16 protein-coding genes and 1 pseudogene are annotated in these 18761 nt (G+C 65.4%); 2 read left to right on the top strand and 15 right to left on the bottom strand.

The genetic code is table 11. The annotated features are described in order from the left end of the window. Positions 1-111: 111 nt before the first annotated feature. From CV770_RS15840 to CV770_RS15800, 9 genes are all read right to left on the bottom strand, one after another. The gene (locus CV770_RS15840) at positions 112-1968 is read right to left on the bottom strand and encodes a putative bifunctional diguanylate cyclase/phosphodiesterase (RefSeq protein WP_104463006.1); all 1857 of its coding nucleotides are present in this window, start codon (positions 1966-1968) and stop codon (positions 112-114) included. A gap of 265 nt (positions 1969-2233) precedes the next feature. Beyond that, complete coding sequence (rpe, locus tag CV770_RS15835) at positions 2234-2971, bottom strand: ribulose-phosphate 3-epimerase (RefSeq protein ID WP_104462968.1); 738 nt, start codon at positions 2969-2971, stop codon at positions 2234-2236. Next, positions 2968-3900: a CbbX protein gene (gene cbbX / locus CV770_RS15830; protein ID WP_091964795.1), complete on the bottom strand. Its 933-nt coding sequence runs from the start codon at positions 3898-3900 to the stop codon at positions 2968-2970. Before cbbX ends, rpe begins: the two co-directional genes overlap by 4 nt. A gap of 98 nt (positions 3901-3998) precedes the next feature. After that, positions 3999-4406: a ribulose bisphosphate carboxylase small subunit gene (locus CV770_RS15825; RefSeq protein ID WP_091964797.1), complete on the bottom strand. Its 408-nt coding sequence runs from the start codon at positions 4404-4406 to the stop codon at positions 3999-4001. A gap of 11 nt (positions 4407-4417) precedes the next feature. Beyond that, positions 4418-5878, bottom strand: a complete 1461-nt coding sequence (locus CV770_RS15820; protein ID WP_091964799.1) for a form I ribulose bisphosphate carboxylase large subunit — start codon at positions 5876-5878, stop codon at positions 4418-4420. Positions 5879-5916: 38 nt separating this feature from the next. Then, positions 5917-7002, bottom strand: a complete 1086-nt coding sequence (gene fba / locus CV770_RS15815) for a class II fructose-bisphosphate aldolase (protein ID WP_091964801.1) — start codon at positions 7000-7002, stop codon at positions 5917-5919. Between the two features lie 11 nt (positions 7003-7013). After that, positions 7014-9032, bottom strand: coding sequence for a transketolase (tkt, locus tag CV770_RS15810; RefSeq protein ID WP_091964803.1), 2019 nt, complete (start codon positions 9030-9032; stop codon positions 7014-7016). Positions 9033-9048: 16 nt separating this feature from the next. After that, a complete protein-coding gene (locus CV770_RS15805) occupies positions 9049-9924 on the bottom strand; it encodes a phosphoribulokinase (protein WP_018321765.1) in 876 nt (291 codons plus the stop codon). 12 nt (positions 9925-9936) lie between these two features. Then, the gene (locus tag CV770_RS15800; protein WP_104462967.1) at positions 9937-10974 is read right to left on the bottom strand and encodes a class 1 fructose-bisphosphatase; all 1038 of its coding nucleotides are present in this window, start codon (positions 10972-10974) and stop codon (positions 9937-9939) included. Positions 10975-11092: 118 nt separating this feature from the next. Between CV770_RS15800 and CV770_RS15795 the strand changes: the two genes are divergently transcribed. Beyond that, positions 11093-12070, top strand: a complete 978-nt coding sequence (locus CV770_RS15795) for a LysR family transcriptional regulator (protein WP_091964807.1) — start codon at positions 11093-11095, stop codon at positions 12068-12070. A 229-nt stretch (positions 12071-12299) separates the two neighbouring features. Here CV770_RS15795 and CV770_RS15790 read toward each other — a convergent pair whose 3' ends face one another. Both CV770_RS15790 and rfbC read right to left on the bottom strand, forming a co-directional pair. Continuing rightward, positions 12300-13196 carry an NAD-dependent epimerase/dehydratase family protein gene (locus CV770_RS15790; RefSeq protein WP_104462966.1) on the bottom strand — a complete coding sequence of 299 codons (897 nt, stop codon included), beginning with the start codon at positions 13194-13196 and terminating at the stop codon, positions 12300-12302. After that, positions 13193-13717, bottom strand: coding sequence for a dTDP-4-dehydrorhamnose 3,5-epimerase (gene rfbC / locus CV770_RS15785; protein ID WP_091964811.1), 525 nt, complete (start codon positions 13715-13717; stop codon positions 13193-13195). The genes CV770_RS15790 and rfbC overlap by 4 nt, the downstream gene beginning before the upstream one ends. 152 nt (positions 13718-13869) lie before the next feature. On the opposite strand from rfbC, the pseudogene CV770_RS15780 reads away from it, so the two are divergent. Then, a pseudogene (locus CV770_RS15780) lies at positions 13870-15097 on the top strand (class I SAM-dependent methyltransferase). A 14-nt stretch (positions 15098-15111) separates the two neighbouring features. On the opposite strand, the gene CV770_RS15775 reads toward CV770_RS15780, so the two are convergent. From CV770_RS15775 to CV770_RS15760, 4 genes are all read right to left on the bottom strand, one after another. Continuing rightward, positions 15112-15309 (bottom strand): hypothetical protein, encoded by a 198-nt coding sequence (locus CV770_RS15775; RefSeq protein WP_028144073.1) that lies wholly within the window; start codon positions 15307-15309, stop codon positions 15112-15114. 138 nt (positions 15310-15447) lie between these two features. After that, positions 15448-15867 carry a DUF4118 domain-containing protein gene (locus CV770_RS15770; protein ID WP_104462965.1) on the bottom strand — a complete coding sequence of 140 codons (420 nt, stop codon included), beginning with the start codon at positions 15865-15867 and terminating at the stop codon, positions 15448-15450. Between the two features lie 149 nt (positions 15868-16016). After that, positions 16017-17210, bottom strand: coding sequence for an MFS transporter (locus tag CV770_RS15765; RefSeq protein ID WP_104462964.1), 1194 nt, complete (start codon positions 17208-17210; stop codon positions 16017-16019). A 53-nt stretch (positions 17211-17263) separates the two neighbouring features. After that, on the bottom strand, positions 17264-17818 hold the full coding sequence (locus CV770_RS15760) for a TetR/AcrR family transcriptional regulator (RefSeq protein WP_245453764.1): 555 nt from the start codon (positions 17816-17818) through the stop codon (positions 17264-17266). Positions 17819-18761 lie beyond the last annotated feature (943 nt).

Here is an 18761-nt window from a genome sequence, read left to right as displayed (position 1 = left end):
GCGATTATGCAAAAGATTTGCTGCGCCGACCGCGCGCCTAGCCTCGGCTCGTTGTTAGGAAATATATGTCCGGGCCAAAGTTCCAAATGAACCGCGCCTTGGACCCGAAGGCTAGGCGTAGAGCCGGCGCTCAACGGTCACGCCGACCAGGTCGAGATAGCGCTCGATCAGGGCGGGCCGGCCGACCAGATAGCCCTGCATCTCCTCGCAGGCCTCCCGCGCCAGGAAGGCACGCTGCGCTTCCGTCTCCACCCCCTCGGCAATGACCGGGATATGCAGGGCGTGCGCGAGGCTCAGGACCGCGCGGACAATCTCGGCCGATTGCGGCGTCGCCTCGAGATTGGAGATGAAGCTGCGATCGATCTTGATCTTGTCGAACGGGAACGACTGGAGATAGGACAGCGAGGAATAACCGGTGCCGAAATCGTCCATCGCGATGCGGATGCCGAGCGCCTTCAGCCGCCGCAGCAGATTGAGTGCGCGGGTGAAATCGCCGATCAGCACGCCCTCGGTGATCTCGACCTCGAGCCGCGTCGGCGTCAGCCCCGTCTCCAGCAGGATCTGGTGGATCGAACGTTCGAGATCGCCGGCCTGGAACTGGATCGGCGACAGATTGACGGCGACCTGCAGCGGCCGCGGCCAGGAAGCCGCCTCGCGGCACGCTTCGCGCAAGACCCATTCGCCGATCTGGACGATCAGCCCGTTCTCCTCGGCGAGCGGAATGAACTGGTCCGGCAAAACGAAGCCCCGCGTCGGATGGTTCCAGCGCAGCAGAGCCTCGAAGCCGATGACCTCGCCATCCACCCGCGCCTGCGGCTGGAAGTAGACCAGGAACTGGTTCTGCTCCAGCGCCTGTCGCAAATCGTGCTGCAACAGCCTGCGGTCGCGCAGTTCCTGGTCCATCTCGGATTCGAAGAAGCGCACCCGGCCCCGGCCCTCGCGCTTGGCACGATAAAGCGCCGAGTCGGCGTTGGCGAGCAGCGTGGCGGCGTTCACGCCGTCGTCGGGATAAAACGCGATGCCGACGCTGAGGCCGACATGGGAGAGATAGTCGTCGACCTCCAGCTCCTGACCGATGGTCTCGACCAGGCGTTCGGCGAGCGCCAGAACGTCATCGCGGCTGACGTCGTCGGGCATCAGGATCATGAACTCGTCGCCGCCGATACGGGCGACGAAGGCGCCGTCGGCTTCCTCGGCAAGCCGGTCCGCCGCCGCCCGCATCAGCAGATCGCCGACGGGGTGGCCGAACACGTCGTTGACTTCCTTGAAGCGGTCGAGATCGAGGCCGAGCACGGCAAAACTGGTCGCCGCCTCCTGCGCCCGCCCCAGCCGCTCGCCGAGCACGGCGTTGAAGGCGCTGCGGTTCGGCAGGTCGGTCAACGCATCATGATGCGCAAGATGGCTGATGCGTTCCTGGGTGTTGACGCGCTCGGTGACGTCCTCGATCACGCCGACCAGGTATTGCGGGTCGCCGTCGTCATCCGTGATCAGCATCTTGCGTGAATTGACGACGCGGTCGTGGCCCTTGACGCCGATGTCGAGCAGATGCTCTTCGAGGAACATCGGCATGCCGCTGGCGACGACACGGCGGTCCTGCTCTTTGACCACGCGGGCGACGTCGGCCGGAAAGATCTCCTCCGGCGTCCGGCCTAACATCTGTTCGCGCGGAATGCCGTAATAGTCCTCGCCGGCCCGGTTGAGCAGGATGTAGCGGGAATCCTTCGCGCATTTCGCGAACACGGCGATCGGGATGTTTTCGACGATGGTGTCGAGGAATTCCTGGGTTCGCAGCAGATCAAGCTTGACCTCATCGTGCGTGTGAGCGCGTGCGTCGGTCATCCGCTGGCGGTCGCGATCGCTCGCGTCATAGGCCGCGCTGACGAGCTCGCCCAGCTTGAGGACGTCGACCCGTCCGGCCGCATCGGTCGCGCAGCGAAGCTGCTCGGCGAACAAGCGATGGATGCTCACGCCATCGCCCCATGCCGCGTGCAGGCCTCGTGCCTGGCAATAGCCTTGATCCGCATCCCCGCGCTCTCTTGGCATTCCTGCACGCAGGTTGCGATGCACAGCATTGCGCGGGCGTTAATCGAATTTTCGCCTCGGATGCGTTGGTTACCCCGACCTGAAAGACGCGATCGCTTTTTGCCGCAACCTCCGTGGAACCCCGGAGTAAGTGCCACGCCGTGGGACAACCGGCACGGGCGGATCTTCCACGGCTTGCGCTTTCCGTAGTCTACCGGATACGGCCTGCCTCGCTGACGCGCAGCGGCTGCGTAGAATTATCTTGCAGCTTCGTAACCCGGCCCGTCTCGGCGGCCATGCGAATGGCCTGAATATTCGCGGCATATTCGGCAACGCTCTTGCCGCGAAACACCGCGGAGCCCGCCACCAGCGTATCAGCGCCCGCTGCCACCACGGCAGCGGCATTGTCGCGCGTGACACCGCCATCGACCTCCAGCCGGATCGGCCGGTCGCCGATCATGGCTTTGATCCGTTCGATCTTCTCGAGCTGGGATTCGAGGAAGGACTGGCCGCCGAATCCCGGATTGACCGTCATCACCAGCACGAGATCGATGCGGTCGAGCACATAGGCGATCGCGCTCTCGGGAGTGGCGGGACACAGGCTGACACCGGCCTTCTTGCCGAGCGCACGGATCGCCTGCAGCGAGCGGTCGAGATGCGGGCCGGCTTCGGCATGAATCGTGATGACGTCAGCCCCGGCCTTCGCGAACGCCTCGAGATAAGGATCGACAGGCGCGATCATGAGATGCACGTCGAAGATCTTCTTCGTCGTCGGCCGGATCGCCTTGATGACATCGGCGCCGAAGCTGATGTTCGGCACGAAGTGTCCGTCCATGACGTCGCAATGGATCCAGTCGGCGCCGGCCGTGTCGATTGCGGCGATCTCCTCGCCGAGGCGCGCGAAATCCGCGGCCAGGATCGAGGGAGCGATCATGATCTCTCTGGTCATGGCTTTGCACTCCGCGCATCGGCGCCGCCGCTGAAGACACGGCTCGCCAGAACGTCCATGGGATCGATGGTTTCGAGATCGTCGACATCGAGCATACGGTCGAGGTCGGACACCAGGCGATCGGCCTGCCGCAAGCGGATGCGGTCGACGGCGTTGCGGATCGAACGCGCATTGGAGAAGAACGGCTGGGTCCGGCGCAGCGCGATGTATTTCTCGAACGCCTCGCGGGCCGTGGCCGAAAAGCGATAGCCCCGCTCCTTCAGCATCAGCTCGGCAATGACAAGCAACTCGGCCTCCGCATAGTCAGGGAATTCGATGTGATGGGCGATGCGCGAGCGGAAGCCGGGGTTGGACGCGAAAAAGCTCGTCATGCGCTCGCCGTAGCCGGCGAGGATCACGACGAGGTCTTCGCGCTGGTTCTCCATCACCTGGAGCAGGATCTCGATAGCCTCCTGACCGTAGTCACGCTCGTTGTCGGGGCGATGCAAATAATAGGCTTCGTCGATGAACAGCACGCCGCCCATCGCCTTCTTCAGGATCTCTTTGGTCTTCGGCGCGGTGTGGCCGATATACTGGCCGACGAGATCGTCGCGCGTGACCGAGATCACCTGCCCGCGCCGCACGAAGCCGAGCCCGTGCAGGATCTTGGCCATGCGCAGCGCGACGGTTGTCTTGCCGGTGCCAGGATTGCCGGTGAACGACATGTGCAGGGTCGGCGGAGTCGATGCCAGGCCGGCGCGCTGCCTGATGCGCTCGATCAGCAGCAGCGAGGCGATCTGGCGCACGCGGTTCTTCACCGGCTTCAATCCGATCAGCTCCTGCTCGAGCTGCTGCAGCGTGTCGGTGATCCCGGCCGCTTCGGCTTCCTTGCGGAGATCGAATTGGGTCTCGTTGGGCTCAGTCGTGGTTGCGTGGGGAACATCGAGCATGGCTACCCTCGAAGAAAAGAGCTTCGCCGCGAGGGAGCGGCGAAGCAGTGGTCCGCCAAGGATGCGGAGCAGGGAGTGCTCCGCGCGGAAGCGGATACTTAAGTTGAGGCGTGCGCGGCCGGCCGGCGCACGGTGGTGTAGCGGATCGCGCGGCCGCCGACTTCCTGCCGCACCAGCTCGAACTCGGCCTCATGCGGTGGCCTATTGACGAGGAAGGAGATCCGCACCGATTCCCAGCCATGGCTGGAATCGAAGCCGCTGATGCGGATGTACTTGTTGCCATACACCCTGCGGCACTCCGCGAGCTCCATCATCACGCCGGCGGCGTCCTGGAGGTCGAACATCGGCAAGCCCCACATCTCCCAATAGGTGTTGCGGGGATGAGGATCGTCGGTGAACTCGATATTCACCGCCCAGCCGTTGCCAAGGCAATATTGCACCTGCTTAAAGATCTGATCGTCGGTGAGATCGGGCAGGAACGAAAAGCAACCTTGAGTGAGTTTCATGCTGCGTCTCCTCAAACGGTTTCGAGCGCGGTCGGCACGAAGTCCGGCGTGTCGGTGGATTGATAATTGAACGTCACGTCCTTCCAGACCTCGAGCGCGGCCTTCAGCGGCGTGCAGGTTTCGGCCGCCCTGGCCAGGATCTCCGGACCTTCGTGGACATAGTCGCGCCCCTCGTTACGGGCGAGGATCATCGCTTCCAGCGCCACGCGGTTGGCGATCGCGCCGGCCGCAATGCCCATGGGATGGCCGATGGTGCCTCCGCCGAACTGCAACACGACGTCTTCGCCGAGCAGATCGAGCAGCTGATGCATCTGGCCGGCATGGATGCCGCCGGAGGCGACCGGCATCATCTTGTTCAGGCTCGCCCAGTTCTGGTCGAAGAACAGGCCGTGCTCGAGCTTGGTCGGGTTGAAGTCCTCGCGGCAGACATCGTAATAGCCGCGCGTGGTGTTGGGGTCGCCCTCCAGCTTGCCGACCACCGTGCCGGCATGGATGTGGTCGACGCCGGCAAGGCGCATCCATTTGGCAATGACGCGGAACGACACGCCATGGCTCTTCTGCCGCGTATAGGTCGAGTGACCGGCGCGATGCAGATGCAGGATCATGTCGTTGCGCCGCGCCCATTTGGCCATCGACTGGATCGCGGTGTAGCCGATCACGAGGTCGATCATGACGATGCACGATCCGAGCTCCTTGGCGAACTCTGCACGCTCGTACATGTCCTCCATCGTGCCGGCGGTGATGTTCAGGTAGGTGCCCTTCACTTCGCCCGAAGCAGCCTGCGCGCGGTTCACGGCCTCCATGCAGTAGAGGAAACGGTCGCGCCAGTGCATGAAGGGCTGCGAGTTGATGTTCTCGTCGTCCTTGGTGAAGTCGAGTCCGCCCTTCAGCGCCTCGTAGACCACGCGGCCATAGTTGCGCCCCGAAAGCCCGAGCTTCGGCTTCACCGTCGCGCCCAGCAGCGGCCGGCCGAACTTGTCGAGCCGTTCGCGCTCGACCACGATGCCGGTCGCCGGACCCTGGAAGGTCTTCACATAGGCGACGGGGAAACGCATGTCTTCCAGCCGCAGCGCCTTGAGCGGCTTGAAGCCGAACACGTTGCCGATGATCGAGGCCGAGAGGTTCGCGATCGAGCCTGGTTCGAACAGGTCGAGGTCATAGGCGATGTAGGCGAAATACGAGCCCGGCGTGCCCGGCACGGGATCGACGCGGTAGCATTTCGCGCGATATTTCTCCGCCGCGGTCAGGCGATCGGTCCACACCACGGTCCAGGTCGCGGTCGAGGATTCACCTGCCACCGCAGCCGAGGCCTCGATTGGGTCGACGCCCTCCTGCGGCGTCACGCGGAACAGCGCGATGACGTCGGTGTCCTTTGGCGTGTAGTCGGGCTCCCAATAGCCCATGCGCTTGTATTCCATCACGCCGGAGCGATAGCGCTCTTTGCCGCGGACCGTGCCTGCATGTGCGTTCATGTCTCTCTCCTGCTGTTTTCTCTGTTGTTTCCGATTGACTAGGCCGCAACGGGTTCGCGGGCGTCGATGCGCGCATCGAGCTCGCCGGCGCGATAGCGCCGCGCCATCTCGCTCAAGGGAATGACCTTGATCTTGCTGGCATGGCCCGCGGTGCCGAACTGCTCGAAACGGTCGCGACAGAGTTCGCGCATCGCGTCCATTGCGGGCTTGAGGAATTTGCGCGGGTCGAACTCGGAACGCGTTTGAGCGGCGACCTTGCGGAACACGGCGGTCATCGCGAGGCGGCAGTCGGTGTCGATATTGACCTTGCGCACGCCGCTCTTGATGCCGCGCACGATCTCCTCGACCGGCACGCCCCAGGTCTGCGGCATCTCGCCGCCGAACTGGTTGAACATGTCCTGTAGGGGCTGCGGCACCGACGAGGAGCCGTGCATGACGAGGTGCGTATTCGGCAAGCGGCGATGGATCTCCTCGACCACCCGCATCGCCAGGATGTCGCCATCCGGCTTGCGGCTGAACTTGTAGGCGCCGTGCGAGGTGCCCATCGCGATGGCGAGCGCATCGACCTTGGTGGCCCGGACGAAGTCGACCGCCTGGTCGGGATCGGTCAAGAGCTGGTCGTGGCTGACCGTGCCCTCGACGCCGTGACCATCTTCCTGCTCGCCGCCGCCATGCTCGAGCGAGCCGAGCACGCCGAGCTCGCCTTCGACGGAGGCGCCGACCCAATGGGCGAGATCGACGACGCGGCGGGTGATCGCGACGTTGTAGTCGTAATCGGCCGCCGTCTTGGCATCGGCCTTGAGCGAGCCGTCCATCATGACGGAGGTGAAGCCGTGGGCGATGGCGGAGGCGCAAGTCGCTTCGTCATTGCCGTGGTCCTGGTGCATGCAGAGCGGGATGTCGGGATAGGTCCGCTCTAACGCATCGATCATGTGCGAGAGCATGAGATCGCCGGCGTAGCTGCGCGCGCCGCGCGAAGCTTGGATGATGACGGGCGCATCGACCTCGGCCGCTGCCTGCATGATCGCGATGCCCTGCTCCATGTTGTTGATGTTGAACGCCGGCACTGCGTAGCCGTGAGAGGCGGCGTGATCGAGCAGTTGTCGAAGGGTGATACGGGCCACGATAGTCCTCCTTACTGTCGCTTGCGGGCGATCGCCCGGCGGGCGGCTTCCGCAATGCTTTGCGGCGTGATGCCGAATTCGCGGTACAGCACCGGCGCCGGCGCCGAGGCGCCGAAGCCGCGCATGCCGACGAACTCGCCGTCGGAGCCGATCCAGCGCGCCCAATCGCCCTGCACGGCCGCCTCGATTCCTACACGCGGCGCGGTGCCGAGCACGCTGGCGCGGTAATCGTCCGGCTGCTCCTCGAACAGGGCGAAGCAAGGCGCGGACACCACGGCGGCGCGGATATGCTCGGTCGCGAGCAGGCGAGCGGCTTCCATCGCGATCGAGACTTCCGAGCCGGTTGCGATCAGCGTCACGTCGCGGCCGCCGTCCGGCGATACGACGAGATAGGCGCCGTGTGCGACGCGGTTTCTGCCGCGCGCATCGCTGCGGAAGGTCGGCAACGCCTGCCGCGACAGACACAGCACGGAGGGGCGGCCTTCGGAGTTGAGTGCGCAATCCCAGGCTTCCAGCGTCTCCACCGCGTCGGCGGGACGGAACACCAGCAGGTTCGGGATCACCCGCAACGCGGCGAGGTGCTCGACGGGCTGGTGCGTCGGGCCGTCCTCGCCGAGGCCGATGGAGTCGTGGGTCATCACATGGATGACGCGCAGCCGCATCAGGGCCGCAAGGCGGATCGCGGGCCGGCTGTAATCGGAGAATGCGAGGAAGGTGCCGCCGTACGGGATGAAGCCGCCATGCAGAGCGAGGCCGTTCATCGCGGCGGCCATGCCGTGCTCGCGAATGCCGTAGTGGATGTAGTCGCCGGCGAACGTCCCGCGCTTGACGGGGACTTGCACCTTGGCGTGCGTGAGGTTCGAATGCGTCAGGTCCGCGGAGCCGCCGACCAGGCCGGCAATCGTCCCGGCGATGCCGTCGAGCACCTGTTGCGAGGCCTGCCGCGTCGCGAGCTTCGGACGCTCGGACGCAAAGCGTTCGCGCAACTTCGCCGCGGCCAGCGCATAGGCGGCCGGCAGGGCAACCGCTTTGCCTTCGATGAACATGTCGCGCTGCTCGGCCGTCACCCATTCATAGCGATCGAGCCAGGCGAGCCGATCGACCTGGCCGCGTTGCCCGATCATCCGCCACGCCTTCTGGACGGTAACAGGCACCACGAAGGGCTGATAATCCCAACCCAGCGTCCGGCGCGCGGCCGCGGTCTGCTCGGTGCCGAGCGGCGCACCATGGGCTTTCTCCGTGCCCTGCCGATCAGGCGCGCCGTAGCCGATGATGGTGCGACAGGCGATCAGCGACGGCTTTGCGGTCTCTCGCTCCTCTGCGATCGCCTGCGCAATCGCTTCGGGATCGTGGCCATCGATGCTGCGCACCGACCAGCCGGAGGCGGCGAAACGCGCCAGCTGGTCGTCGGACGTCGCCAGCGAGGTGGGCCCGTCGATCGAGATCCCGTTGTCGTCGAACAGCACGATCAGGCGGCCAAGCCCGAGATGCCCGGCGAGCGAGAGCGCTTCCTGGCTGAGGCCCTCCATCAGGCAGCCGTCACCCGCGATCACATAGGTGAAATGATCGACGAGGCCGTCGCCATGTCGCGCGTTGGCCATCCGCTCGGCGAGCGCCATGCCGACCGCGGTCGCGATCCCCTGCCCCAGCGGCCCTGTCGTCATCTCGACGCCCGGCGTGTGACCATATTCCGGATGGCCCGGCGTCTTCGAGCCCCATTGCCGGAAGGCCTTGATGTCGTCGAGGCTGACGTCGCCGCCGGTCAGATGCAGCAACGCATAGAGCAGCATCGAGCCATGGCCCGCCGACAGCACGAAGCGGTCGCGGTCCGGCCAGTTGGGGTGCGCCGAGTCGAACTTCAGGAACCGCGAGAACAGCACGGTTGCGACATCGGCCATGCCCATCGGCAGGCCGGGATGGCCCGACTGCGAGGTCTCGATGGCGTCGACCGCGAGGAAGCGGACGGCATTGGCGAGGTCGTTGTGCGTGACCGCCGTGAGGTCGGCTTCGGCGTGGACGGAGATGTTCATCGGATTCTCTCCTGGTTCACTTCAAGCTGCGCTTGCGCTCGATGAGCTGCATGATTAGCGGCGTCAGGATCAGCTGCATCGCGAGATCGAGCTTTGCGCCGGGGCACACGATCGAGTTCGCGCGCGACATCCAGCTCTGCGGCAGCATCGAGAGCAGATAGGGGAAGTCGATGCCGCGCGGGTTCTTGAAGCGGATCACGACCATCGATTCGTCCGGCGTCGGGATCCAGCGCGCGATGAACGGATTGGAGGTGTCCACCGTCGGCACGCGCTGGAAGTTGATGTCGGTCTCGGTGAATTGCGGGCAGATGTAGTGGATGTAATCGGGCATCCGCCGCAGGATGGTGTCGGTGACGGCCTCGGTCGAATAGCCCCGCGCACTGCGATCGCGGTGCAGCTTCTGGATCCATTCGAGATTGATGACTGGCACGACGCCGATCTTGAGGTCGGCATAGCGCGCGACATTGACCTTGTCGGTGACGACGGCGCCGTGCAGGCCCTCGTAGAACAACAGGTCCGAATTCTCCGGCAGCCGCTTCCAGTCGGTGAAGGTGCCGGGCGCCGCGCCATGCAGCGCGGACTCCTCGGCGTCATGCACGTAATGCCGTGTCGTCGCGGTGCCGGTCTCGCCATAGTCGCGGAACGCGCGCTCCAGCTCCTCGAACAAATTGGTCTCGGGACTGAAATGGCTGAAATGCTTGTTGCCGCGATCGGCCTCCTTCGCCATCTGCGCGCGCATCTCGGCGCGGTCGTAGCGATGGAACGCGTCACCCTCGATGTAGGCCGCGTTGACCTTCTCGCGGAAAAATATCTGCTCGAAGGTCTTCTTGACCGAGGTGGTGCCGGCGCCGGAGGAGCCGGTGATGGAGATGATGGGATGCTTCCTGGACATCGGACGCCCTCCTCAGAGCCGGAAGAATCCGCGCCGCGCGAACAGCGGCGCTGAGACGCTGGCAACCAGCAGCGGATCGCAATGCAGCTCCTCGACCCGGCGCACCTCGTTGCTCGAGCCCATGATCAGCGGCACGCGCTGGTGCAGGTTTTGCGCCGAGAGATCGAGGATGCGCTCGCGTCCCGTCGTGGCGGAGCCGCCGGCCTGCTCGATGATCATGGCCATCGGATGCGCCTCGTAGGTCAGGCGCAGGCGGCCGTCGCCGTAGCCGGGGCGCGCGTCCGAGGGATAGAGGAAGATGCCGCCGCGGGTGAGGATGCGATAGGCCTCGGCGACCAGCGAGCCGACCCAGCGCATGTTGAAATCATGGTTGGCGGGCCCGTCGACACCGGCGAGGCACTCGTCGACGAAGGCACGCACCGGCGAATCCCAGTGCCGGCGATTCGACGCGTTGATCGCGAACTCCTCGCAGGCCTCGGCGATCTGCGCGCCGCTGCGCGCGAGGCGGAAGCAGCCCGCCTTGCGGTCGAGCGTGAAGATGTCGACGCCCTCGCCGAGCGTCAGCACCAGGGAGGTCTGCGGCCCGTAGGTGACGAAGCCTGCCGCAAGCTGCGCCGAGCCGCGCTGATGGAAGGCGAGCGAGAGATCATCGGGCGCGGGCAGGATCGAGAAGATCGTGCCGACCGTCATGTTGATGTCGATGTTGGAGGAGCCGTCGAGCGGATCGATCGCGATGCAGATCTTCGCCTCACGATCGCCGATCTGGGCCTCGCGCATCTCTTCCGATGCGAGCGCCGCGACCGGCAGCTTGCTAAGGCAACGGCGCAGGATCGCGTCCGCCTGCACGTCGAGATCGCGCTGGACGTCGCCGTCGCTGTTGCGGCCGGTGGTCAGGCCGGAGGCGTCCGCGAGATCTCCGGTGGCGATCAGGTCAGCGATCTCGATCGCCGCCGCCGCGATGGCATCGACCGCGGCCGCCACGGCGAGCGCGTGAGGTGCGGTCTCGGAATACCGTTGAAGATGGTCGTCCAGCCTCAGTTGCCCGGTCATCTGCGCATCCCCTTTGCCGGCGCCGTATCCAGTTCCCTCCCCTCTGGAGGTCGGTACGGTCGGTCCCGGCATCAGGAGATTGACAGGGGCGGCTTAATAAGGAAAATTTCTATTCATAATGAGCGTCAAAGAATTTTCTTATAATGGCCCCGGCCATGCGGCGGCCCAGCTCCGGCATCTGACGATCCGGCAATTGCGCTCGCTTGCGGCGCTCTCGGCCAAGGGCAGCGTGACGGCGGCGTCCGGCCATCTCGGGCTGACCCAGCCGGCCGTGACCCAGCAACTCCGGCAGCTTCAGGACCTCGCCGGCCTGCCGCTGGTGCAGCGGACCGGCGACGGCATGCTGCTGACGGAGGCGGGCAAGGAGGTGTTGACGCTGGCGGAACGGGTCGAGGCCGCCATCATGGACTGCCAGGGCGCGCTCGACCTGCTCGCCGGCCGGACCGGCGGCACCGTGCATCTCGGCGCGGTCTCGACCGCGAAATATTTCGTGCCGCACGCGATCGCGGCGTTCTCCAAGCGGTACCCCAAGATCGAGATCAAGCTCACCATCGGCAATCGCGAGGAGATCCGCGAGGCCATGCACGGCTACGACCTCGATTTCGCGGTGATGGGTCGGCCACCGGCCGACGTCACGGTCGACGTCCGCCAGCTCGGGCGCAATCCGCACATCATCGTCGCGCGCAAGGGGCACTGGCTGGAAAACGATTCCGGCCTCAACCTGACCGACCTCGTGCACGAGACCTTCCTCACCCGCGAGCCCGGCTCGGGCACGCGGACGCTGATGGAGGGCATGTTCCAGAAGTCCGACCTCGAGCCGATCATCGGCATGGAGATGAGCAGCAACGAGACCATCAAGCAGGCCGTGATCGCCGGGCTCGGCATCGCCTTCATCTCGGCCCACACGGTGGCGCATGAGCTCACCGAGGGCCGGCTCATCGTGCTCGACGTCGCGGGCCTGCCGATCGTGCGGCAATGGTACGTGATCCGCCGCAGCGACAAGGTGCTGCTGCCGCCGGCGCAGGCGATGTTCGATTTTCTGGGCTCGGAAGGGTCGAACTATCTGCCCGACGTGCCCGAGTTCGGCGGAAGATGATCCGCTCGCGTTCAGCTCATCAGCTTCATAGCAACCGTCGCCGCCAGAATCACGATGATCTGGAGCAGACGCTCGGTCGTGAAGATGCGGTTGAACGTGATCATTGCTTGCCCCGGCCGACGTGAGGGAGATTTCGGTCGGCCCGTTGCTAGCACAGGCACCCAGCCAGACAACTCCGTAATTGCCACGGGTGCCGCTTGCCGCCGGCCTGTTGCGAGGAGATCGCACGTCATCCCCTCCCCGGCAGACGGTCGATCCACCATGCGAGATCGCGCGCAGCGCCCGCCTCGAGACCGATGATCGGCACGACCGCGGTCACGCCGCGGAGACGGCGGACGTCGGCGGCAATGATCGGCTCAGCGTCGACGCCCGTTGCATCGACGACGCCGAACCTGACCAGATGGCGTGCCTTGAGGAGACCTGCGACATGCTCGATCACGCTGCGCAGGCTGCTCGTCTCGCCACTGGCGAGATTGACGACGCCGGAGAGCTCGCTGTCGAGCATGGCGGCGATCATCTGCGCGAGGTCATCGACATAGACGAAATCGCGCAGCTGTCCGCCATGCGAGCAATCGAAATTCGCTCCCGCGCGAAGGCTCCGGATCAGCGAAGGGATCAGGCGCGCCTCGGGCTCGTGCGGCCCGAACGGGACAAACACGCGGCCCCAGGCGGCGCCTGCCGCGATGTAGGCCTCGGCCGTCGCGAGCTTGGCTTGGCCGTACAGTGTCGTGGGACGGCATTGGCTGGTGCGTTCATCACATGGGCCGCTCTGCGGTCCGTATTCGAGGCAGCTTCCGATGCCGAGGATGCGCTTGGTGCCGCAGGCTCGCGCACGTGACAACAGGTCAATGCTCGCCTCGGCCCACAGCCGGTTGACCGGATCCTCGCGATAGCGGCCCGGCCGCACTTCCCATGCGAGATGAACGAGATGCGTCGGCCGCGACGCCGACAGCGCGTGCACGCGGCCGGCTTCGGTGAGGAGATCGGCGGCGTGCCAGCTCACGCCTGACATCGCCGGTTGCGACGAGCGCGCGATGCCGTGCACCTCGAAGCCGCGACCAGCCAGCACAGGCAGCAGCGCCCGGCCGATGAAGCCCGACGCGCCCGTGACCAGCACCCGCCTCATGCGAGACACGGCAGCGCGCGGTCGCGCGCGGACAGGATCGGATCGGGCAGCGGCCATGCAATCGCGAGCGACGAATCATCCCAGCGAATGCCGGCCGCAGCTTGCGCGTCATAGGGCACATCGATGCAATACATCAGCTCGGTCCCATCGACGAGCGTCTGGAAGCCGTGTGCGCATCCGGCGGGGATGAACACGGCATTGCGGCGATCGGCGGCGAGCTCGACCGAGCACCATTGTCCGTAGGTCGGCAGCGAGCGGCGCAGATCGACGATCACATCGAAGGCGCGGCCGGCCACGCATCGCACCAGCTTGGCCTCCGGCCGGCCCACCTGGTAGTGCAGACCGCGCAACGTGCCGGCGCGCTCGTTATGCGAGAGGCCGTGTTGCGCGAAATGCGTCGGCAGGCCCTGCGCCGCGAAGGCCTCAGTGTCGAACAGCCGGGCGAAGAATCCGCGCGCGTCGGTCTCCGGCTCGATCCCGATTTCAATTACGCCCGGGAGAGCCAATGCAGTGAACTTCATCCCGGGCCTCCGCGCCGCGACGCCGCCGTTGCGAACGTCGGTTCACCGAAACGCCTTTTGGGTTGCATCATGCGCAACCTTGTCGGAATTTCCGTGGCTTGAGAGAATTCACTAACAGCCGCAGCACGACGGCACAACGGGACGATCCGTTCATGGACAGGCACCGATGCCGCTTTTGCGCGCAGGAGCTCGACGAGACCTTCGTCGATCTCGGCCTGTCGCCTCTGGCGAATTCTTATCTGCCGCCGGAGCGGGCGGATGCGACTGAGCCGACCTATCCGCTGCATGCCCGTGCGTGCGGAGCCTGCGGGCTGGTGCAGCTTCCGCAATTCGAGCCTGCGGCCAACATCTTCGCGCAGTATCTGTATTATTCGTCCTATTCCGAGAGCTGGCTCCGGCATGCGGAGAGTTATGCCGCCGCGATGATCGCCCGCGCGAAGCTCGGAGCAGCGTCCGAGGTGATCGAAATCGCCAGCAATGACGGATATCTGCTGCAGTATTTCCAGCACGCCGGAATCCGCGCGCTCGGAATCGAACCGGCAAGCGGCCCGGCGGCCGCTGCGATCGCCAAGGGCATACCGACCCGGACCTGCTATTTCGGCCGCGACATCGCGACCACGCTGCGCGCCGAAGGTCATAGGCCCGAGCTGATCGCCGCCAACAACGTGCTGCCGCACGCCCCTGATATCAACGATTTCGTCGCGGGCCTGCGCATTCTGCTGCCCGAGACCGGCCGTGCAACGCTGGAGCTTCCGCATCTCCTGCACCTGATCGAAGGCGTCCAGTTCGACACGATCTATCACGAGCACCTGTCGTACTTCTCGCTCGCGACCCTCGAGACGGTCTTTCGCGCACATGCCTTGCGCGTTTTCGACGTGGATGAATTGCCGACCCATGGCGGCTCGCTCCGTCTGCACGTCTGCAGCGAGACCGCGCCTCCGAGCGCGTCCCTTGCACTCGAGAGCTTGCGCCGGCGCGAGACCCTGGCAGGGCTCGAGCAGCCCGCGAGCTATCGTGATTTCCAGGCGAAGGTGGCGGCCAAGCGCGAGACGATCCGCGATTTTCTCGTCGCGGCGCGCGGGCACGTCGGTGCTGGCCTACGGCGCGCCCGCGAAGGGCAACACGCTGCTCAATTATTGCGGCATCACGCGCGAGCTGATTCCGTTCACCGTGGACCGCAATCCGCACAAGCAGGGCCTGCTGCTTCCGGGATCGCATCTGCCGATCCGCGATCCCGCCGCCCTGATCGCGGCCAGGCCTGATTACGTCTTCATCCTGCCCTGGAATCTGAAAGACGAGATCATCGCCCAGCTGGCGGAGGTTCGCGCCTGGGGTGGACAATTCGTGGTGCCGACGCCCGATCTGACGATCATATCGTGAGCGATGGTTAACGATCAGGCTGCGAGCGGAGCGGCGTAGTCCGCGCGCAACGCGAAATAGGCTTCCAGCTCCGACAACGCCCGCGCTTCCCAATCGCTTGCCTGCTCCAGCAGCGACCAGCTCTGGCCCGGGCGGAACGCAGCGGTCTGGCGATAAAGCGATGCGATGCCGCGATAGCGGCGCACATTCTCCAAGATGGCTTGACCGTTCATGTCCGAAAACTCCCTCGTCATTCCCGGGGGAGAAACTGCGGCCAAATCTTTTTCGAAAAGTTAGCGGCGCGCGGCAAGCCTGCGGATGGTTGCCAGACTGTTGCGCGGACGCAACGTGCACGACCGCGCAAAGGCGAATTATTGCGGATTCGTTGCCGCGCTCTCGCCCGGGGACTTCAGCCCGCCTTGGCTGACGATCCTCATGGTCTCGCGGCAGAGATCGGCGAGGCCAATCAGCAGCACGGCGAGCAGGCAGAACAGGTTGATGGAATCGGTATTTGCGTTGCTCAGCGCGTTGAATTCGAAGAAGGGCGGAATGAACGCCCACCACACCAGGGGAATGGTGAACAGCGCGGCAAATCCCGCCGCCGGCGTGCCCGCAACGATGCCGAGCATGAACAGACCGGGCAGGAATGCTGCAAAATAGAGCTTTGCGCCGAGCGCAACGCAAATACCCTGAAACGCAGCCGACATGGCGACAACGACGCATCCGAGCAGAAACGCCTGCCACGACCATGGCCGTACCCGCGATACGCCAAACAGCCCCGCACGCCTCATCAGCCTCCCCCTGCCGCCCATTAACCGGGCCCGCTTGAGACCAAAGTACTACAGCAGCACCGAAATCGCGAGATGGAAATTGCGGCGCCCGCGGCTTCGTCTCCGGGCCTTGGTAAACGCCCGCATCGCACAATTGCTGCGGCCGGCGGCTATTCGGTCGCCGCATAGAGCAATCCGATGACGGGCAGAGCGAAGCCGATGGCCGATGCGAGCGTCCAGCCGCCTTGCGCGAAAGCCCAGGCGCCGACCGCGGACCCGGCCGCCCCGGCGGTGAAGAACGTCGCCATGTAGAGGCCGTTGAGGCGGCTGCGGTGCTCGTGCCCGAGCGCGAAGATGGCGCGGAAGCCGAGCACGACATTGCCCTGGACGCCGACGTCGATGGCAATTGCCGCCGCGACCAGGCAGACCAGGTTCAGCGTCGAGCCGGGCATGCCGATATAGGTCACGAGGAAGCCCCCGGCCGCGAGCAGCATCGCGACCAGCGTCGCGATGCGGCTATGGCCGCGATCGGCGAGCCGTCCGGCGATGGGCGCCGCGAACACGCCGGCCACACCGGCCAGCGCAAACAGCGCGATACCGCGCTGGGTGAAGCCGAACGCGTCGGCGAGCTGGAGCGGCGCCACCGTCCAGAACAGGGTGAAGCAGCCGAACAGGCTGGCCTGGTAGAGCGCCCGGCGCCGCAGCCGCGGCGTCGCCCGCACCAGATGCGGCATCGACAGCAACAGCTCGCCATAGTGCATCCGCGTCACCGGCTTGCGGTTCGGCAGCGTCATCCAGAGCACCGCCGTCAGCACGATCATCAGCGCGGCGGAGGCGAAGAACACCGCGTGCCACGACAGCGCCGCGGTGACGAAGCTCGACACCGGACGCGCCAGCATGATGCCGAGCATCAGGCCGGTCGAGACGTTGCCGACGACACGGCCGCGGATGGCTTCCGGCGCCAGATGCGCGGCATAGGGAATGATGATCTGCACCGCGACCGAACCGAGGCCGATGAACAGCGCGGCAACCAGGAACGGCAGCGCATGGGTGGCGAACGCGGCGGCGAGCAGAGCCGCCGCGCCGAGCGTGATCACGGAGCAGATCAGGATACGGTTCTCGACGAGATCGCCGAGCGGCACGATCAGCAGCAGCCCGGTGCCGTAGCCGATCTGCGTCATGGTGACGATCAGCCCGGCCGCCGCGTGCGACAGGCCGAGCGCGGCGCTGATCGGGGCGATCAGCGGCTGCGCGTAGTAGATGTTGGCCGCGATCATGCCACAGGCCGCGGCAAGCACGAAGGTCAGGCGTTGCGACACCGCATCCGGCCCGGGCGCGGTCTCGATCGTGGCATTCATCGTCATGACGTACGGTCTCCGAGCAATCGGGAACGATCATTCCCTAACAAGACAAAAGTTCAGGCGAGCAGTTTCATCGCGACACCGACGAGGCGGGCTCCGTCGAGCGGCAGGCGCGCCTTGCCGACGACACGCAGGCCCTGCGTGATGCAGATCATCAGCCGCGCGGTGTCGTCGGCCGCGACGTGACCGGGAATCGAGCCGTCGGCCTGCCCCTCGCGAATGAGGCCGGCGATGAAATCTTCGTTGGTCTTGAGCTGCGTGCCGACGCGGGCGGCGACGACGGAATCGACCGCCGACAATTCGACCGCGCTGCCGACCACGAGGCAGCCGCGCCGTCCCTCGGCGCCTTGGGACTGCTCGACATAGGACAGCAGCAAATTGCGGACCCGATCGCGGCCGTTTGTGCCGCGCTGGGCGGCGCTGCGGGTCTGCTCCTGGCGCAGCGCCGTATAGCGCTCGAAGGCAGCCAGGAACACCGCATGCTTGTCGCGAAACGCCTTGTAGATGCTCCCCGTCGCCAGCCGCATCGCCGCGGCGAGGTCGCCGATGGAGGTCGCATGATAGCCGCGCTCGCGAAACACCCGCATGGCGCGGTCCAGCGCCGTATCCATGTCGAATTCCCGGGGACGACCGGGCGGACGGGCGGCAGAGTGGGATCGGCGGGCGGCTTTTTGCATTGTGGGATAATAGGGAATGATTGTTTCCTAATAAAGACAATTGGTCGTGATGGGGGAGATCGAGTGGTCGGATAAGCAGGACGGCCGGATCTCGTGTCCCGGACGCGCTGTAACGCCTCTTGGCGTTGCTGCGCAGAGCCGGGACCCAGAAAGCGATAGGGCGCGATGCGGATGGATGGGCCCCGGCTCTGCAGCGCACCGCTTCCGGACGATGCTTCGCATCGCCGGCAGTGCTGCGCTGCGTCCGGGGCACGAGAGCGGAGTGTGGCGCATGCTCTCCACATGATTGCGATGCTCCAGTGCACATCCCAGCGGCGGTGCCGTAGGGTGGGCAAAGGCGCATAGCGCCGTGCCCACGATCTCGCTCCATGAGCGACAAGGCGTGGGCACGCTGCGCTTTGCCCACCCTACGAGACTAGTTTGTGGCACGCAGCTCAATCGCACACGCGGCTTTGCGTCCTCGCGGCGCATTTCGCCCGAGCTTTGCTTCATCTCTCCACCCTCTCATCCAAGAGGGCGCAGGGAAGGCCGGGTGCTGGCTCGCACCCGCGGTCCGCTGCGCGAAAAGCGCACGCAGGAAGAACCGCACAGCAGCATACAGGTGGTGCCGATCACTCGGCCTTCCCTGCGCGATGGCTGGACGGCTTATGCCGTGATCTCCCGGGAGCCGACCATTCCTTCTGGCCTCCCTCGCCCCGCGAATTGATGATGCAGTCTGCCCGGTTGGGCTCGCTCGCATCTCCGCGGAAGCTTGACCGTAGCAACGACGGCCAGGACCACACGGTTTTGCCGTACGCACGGCCCGCCATTTCGCCGCAGTTTTCCCTGACTCCGTCGACGAAGCCGGAAACTTACAGACGAGACGAAGCCTGGCAGC

The organism is Bradyrhizobium sp. AC87j1 (assembly GCF_002936975.1).
Taxonomy (GTDB): Bacteria; Pseudomonadota; Alphaproteobacteria; order Rhizobiales; family Xanthobacteraceae; genus Bradyrhizobium; species Bradyrhizobium shewense.
Note: the sequence above shows the minus strand (reverse complement) of the source record. Positions and strands in the feature narration are given on the sequence as shown.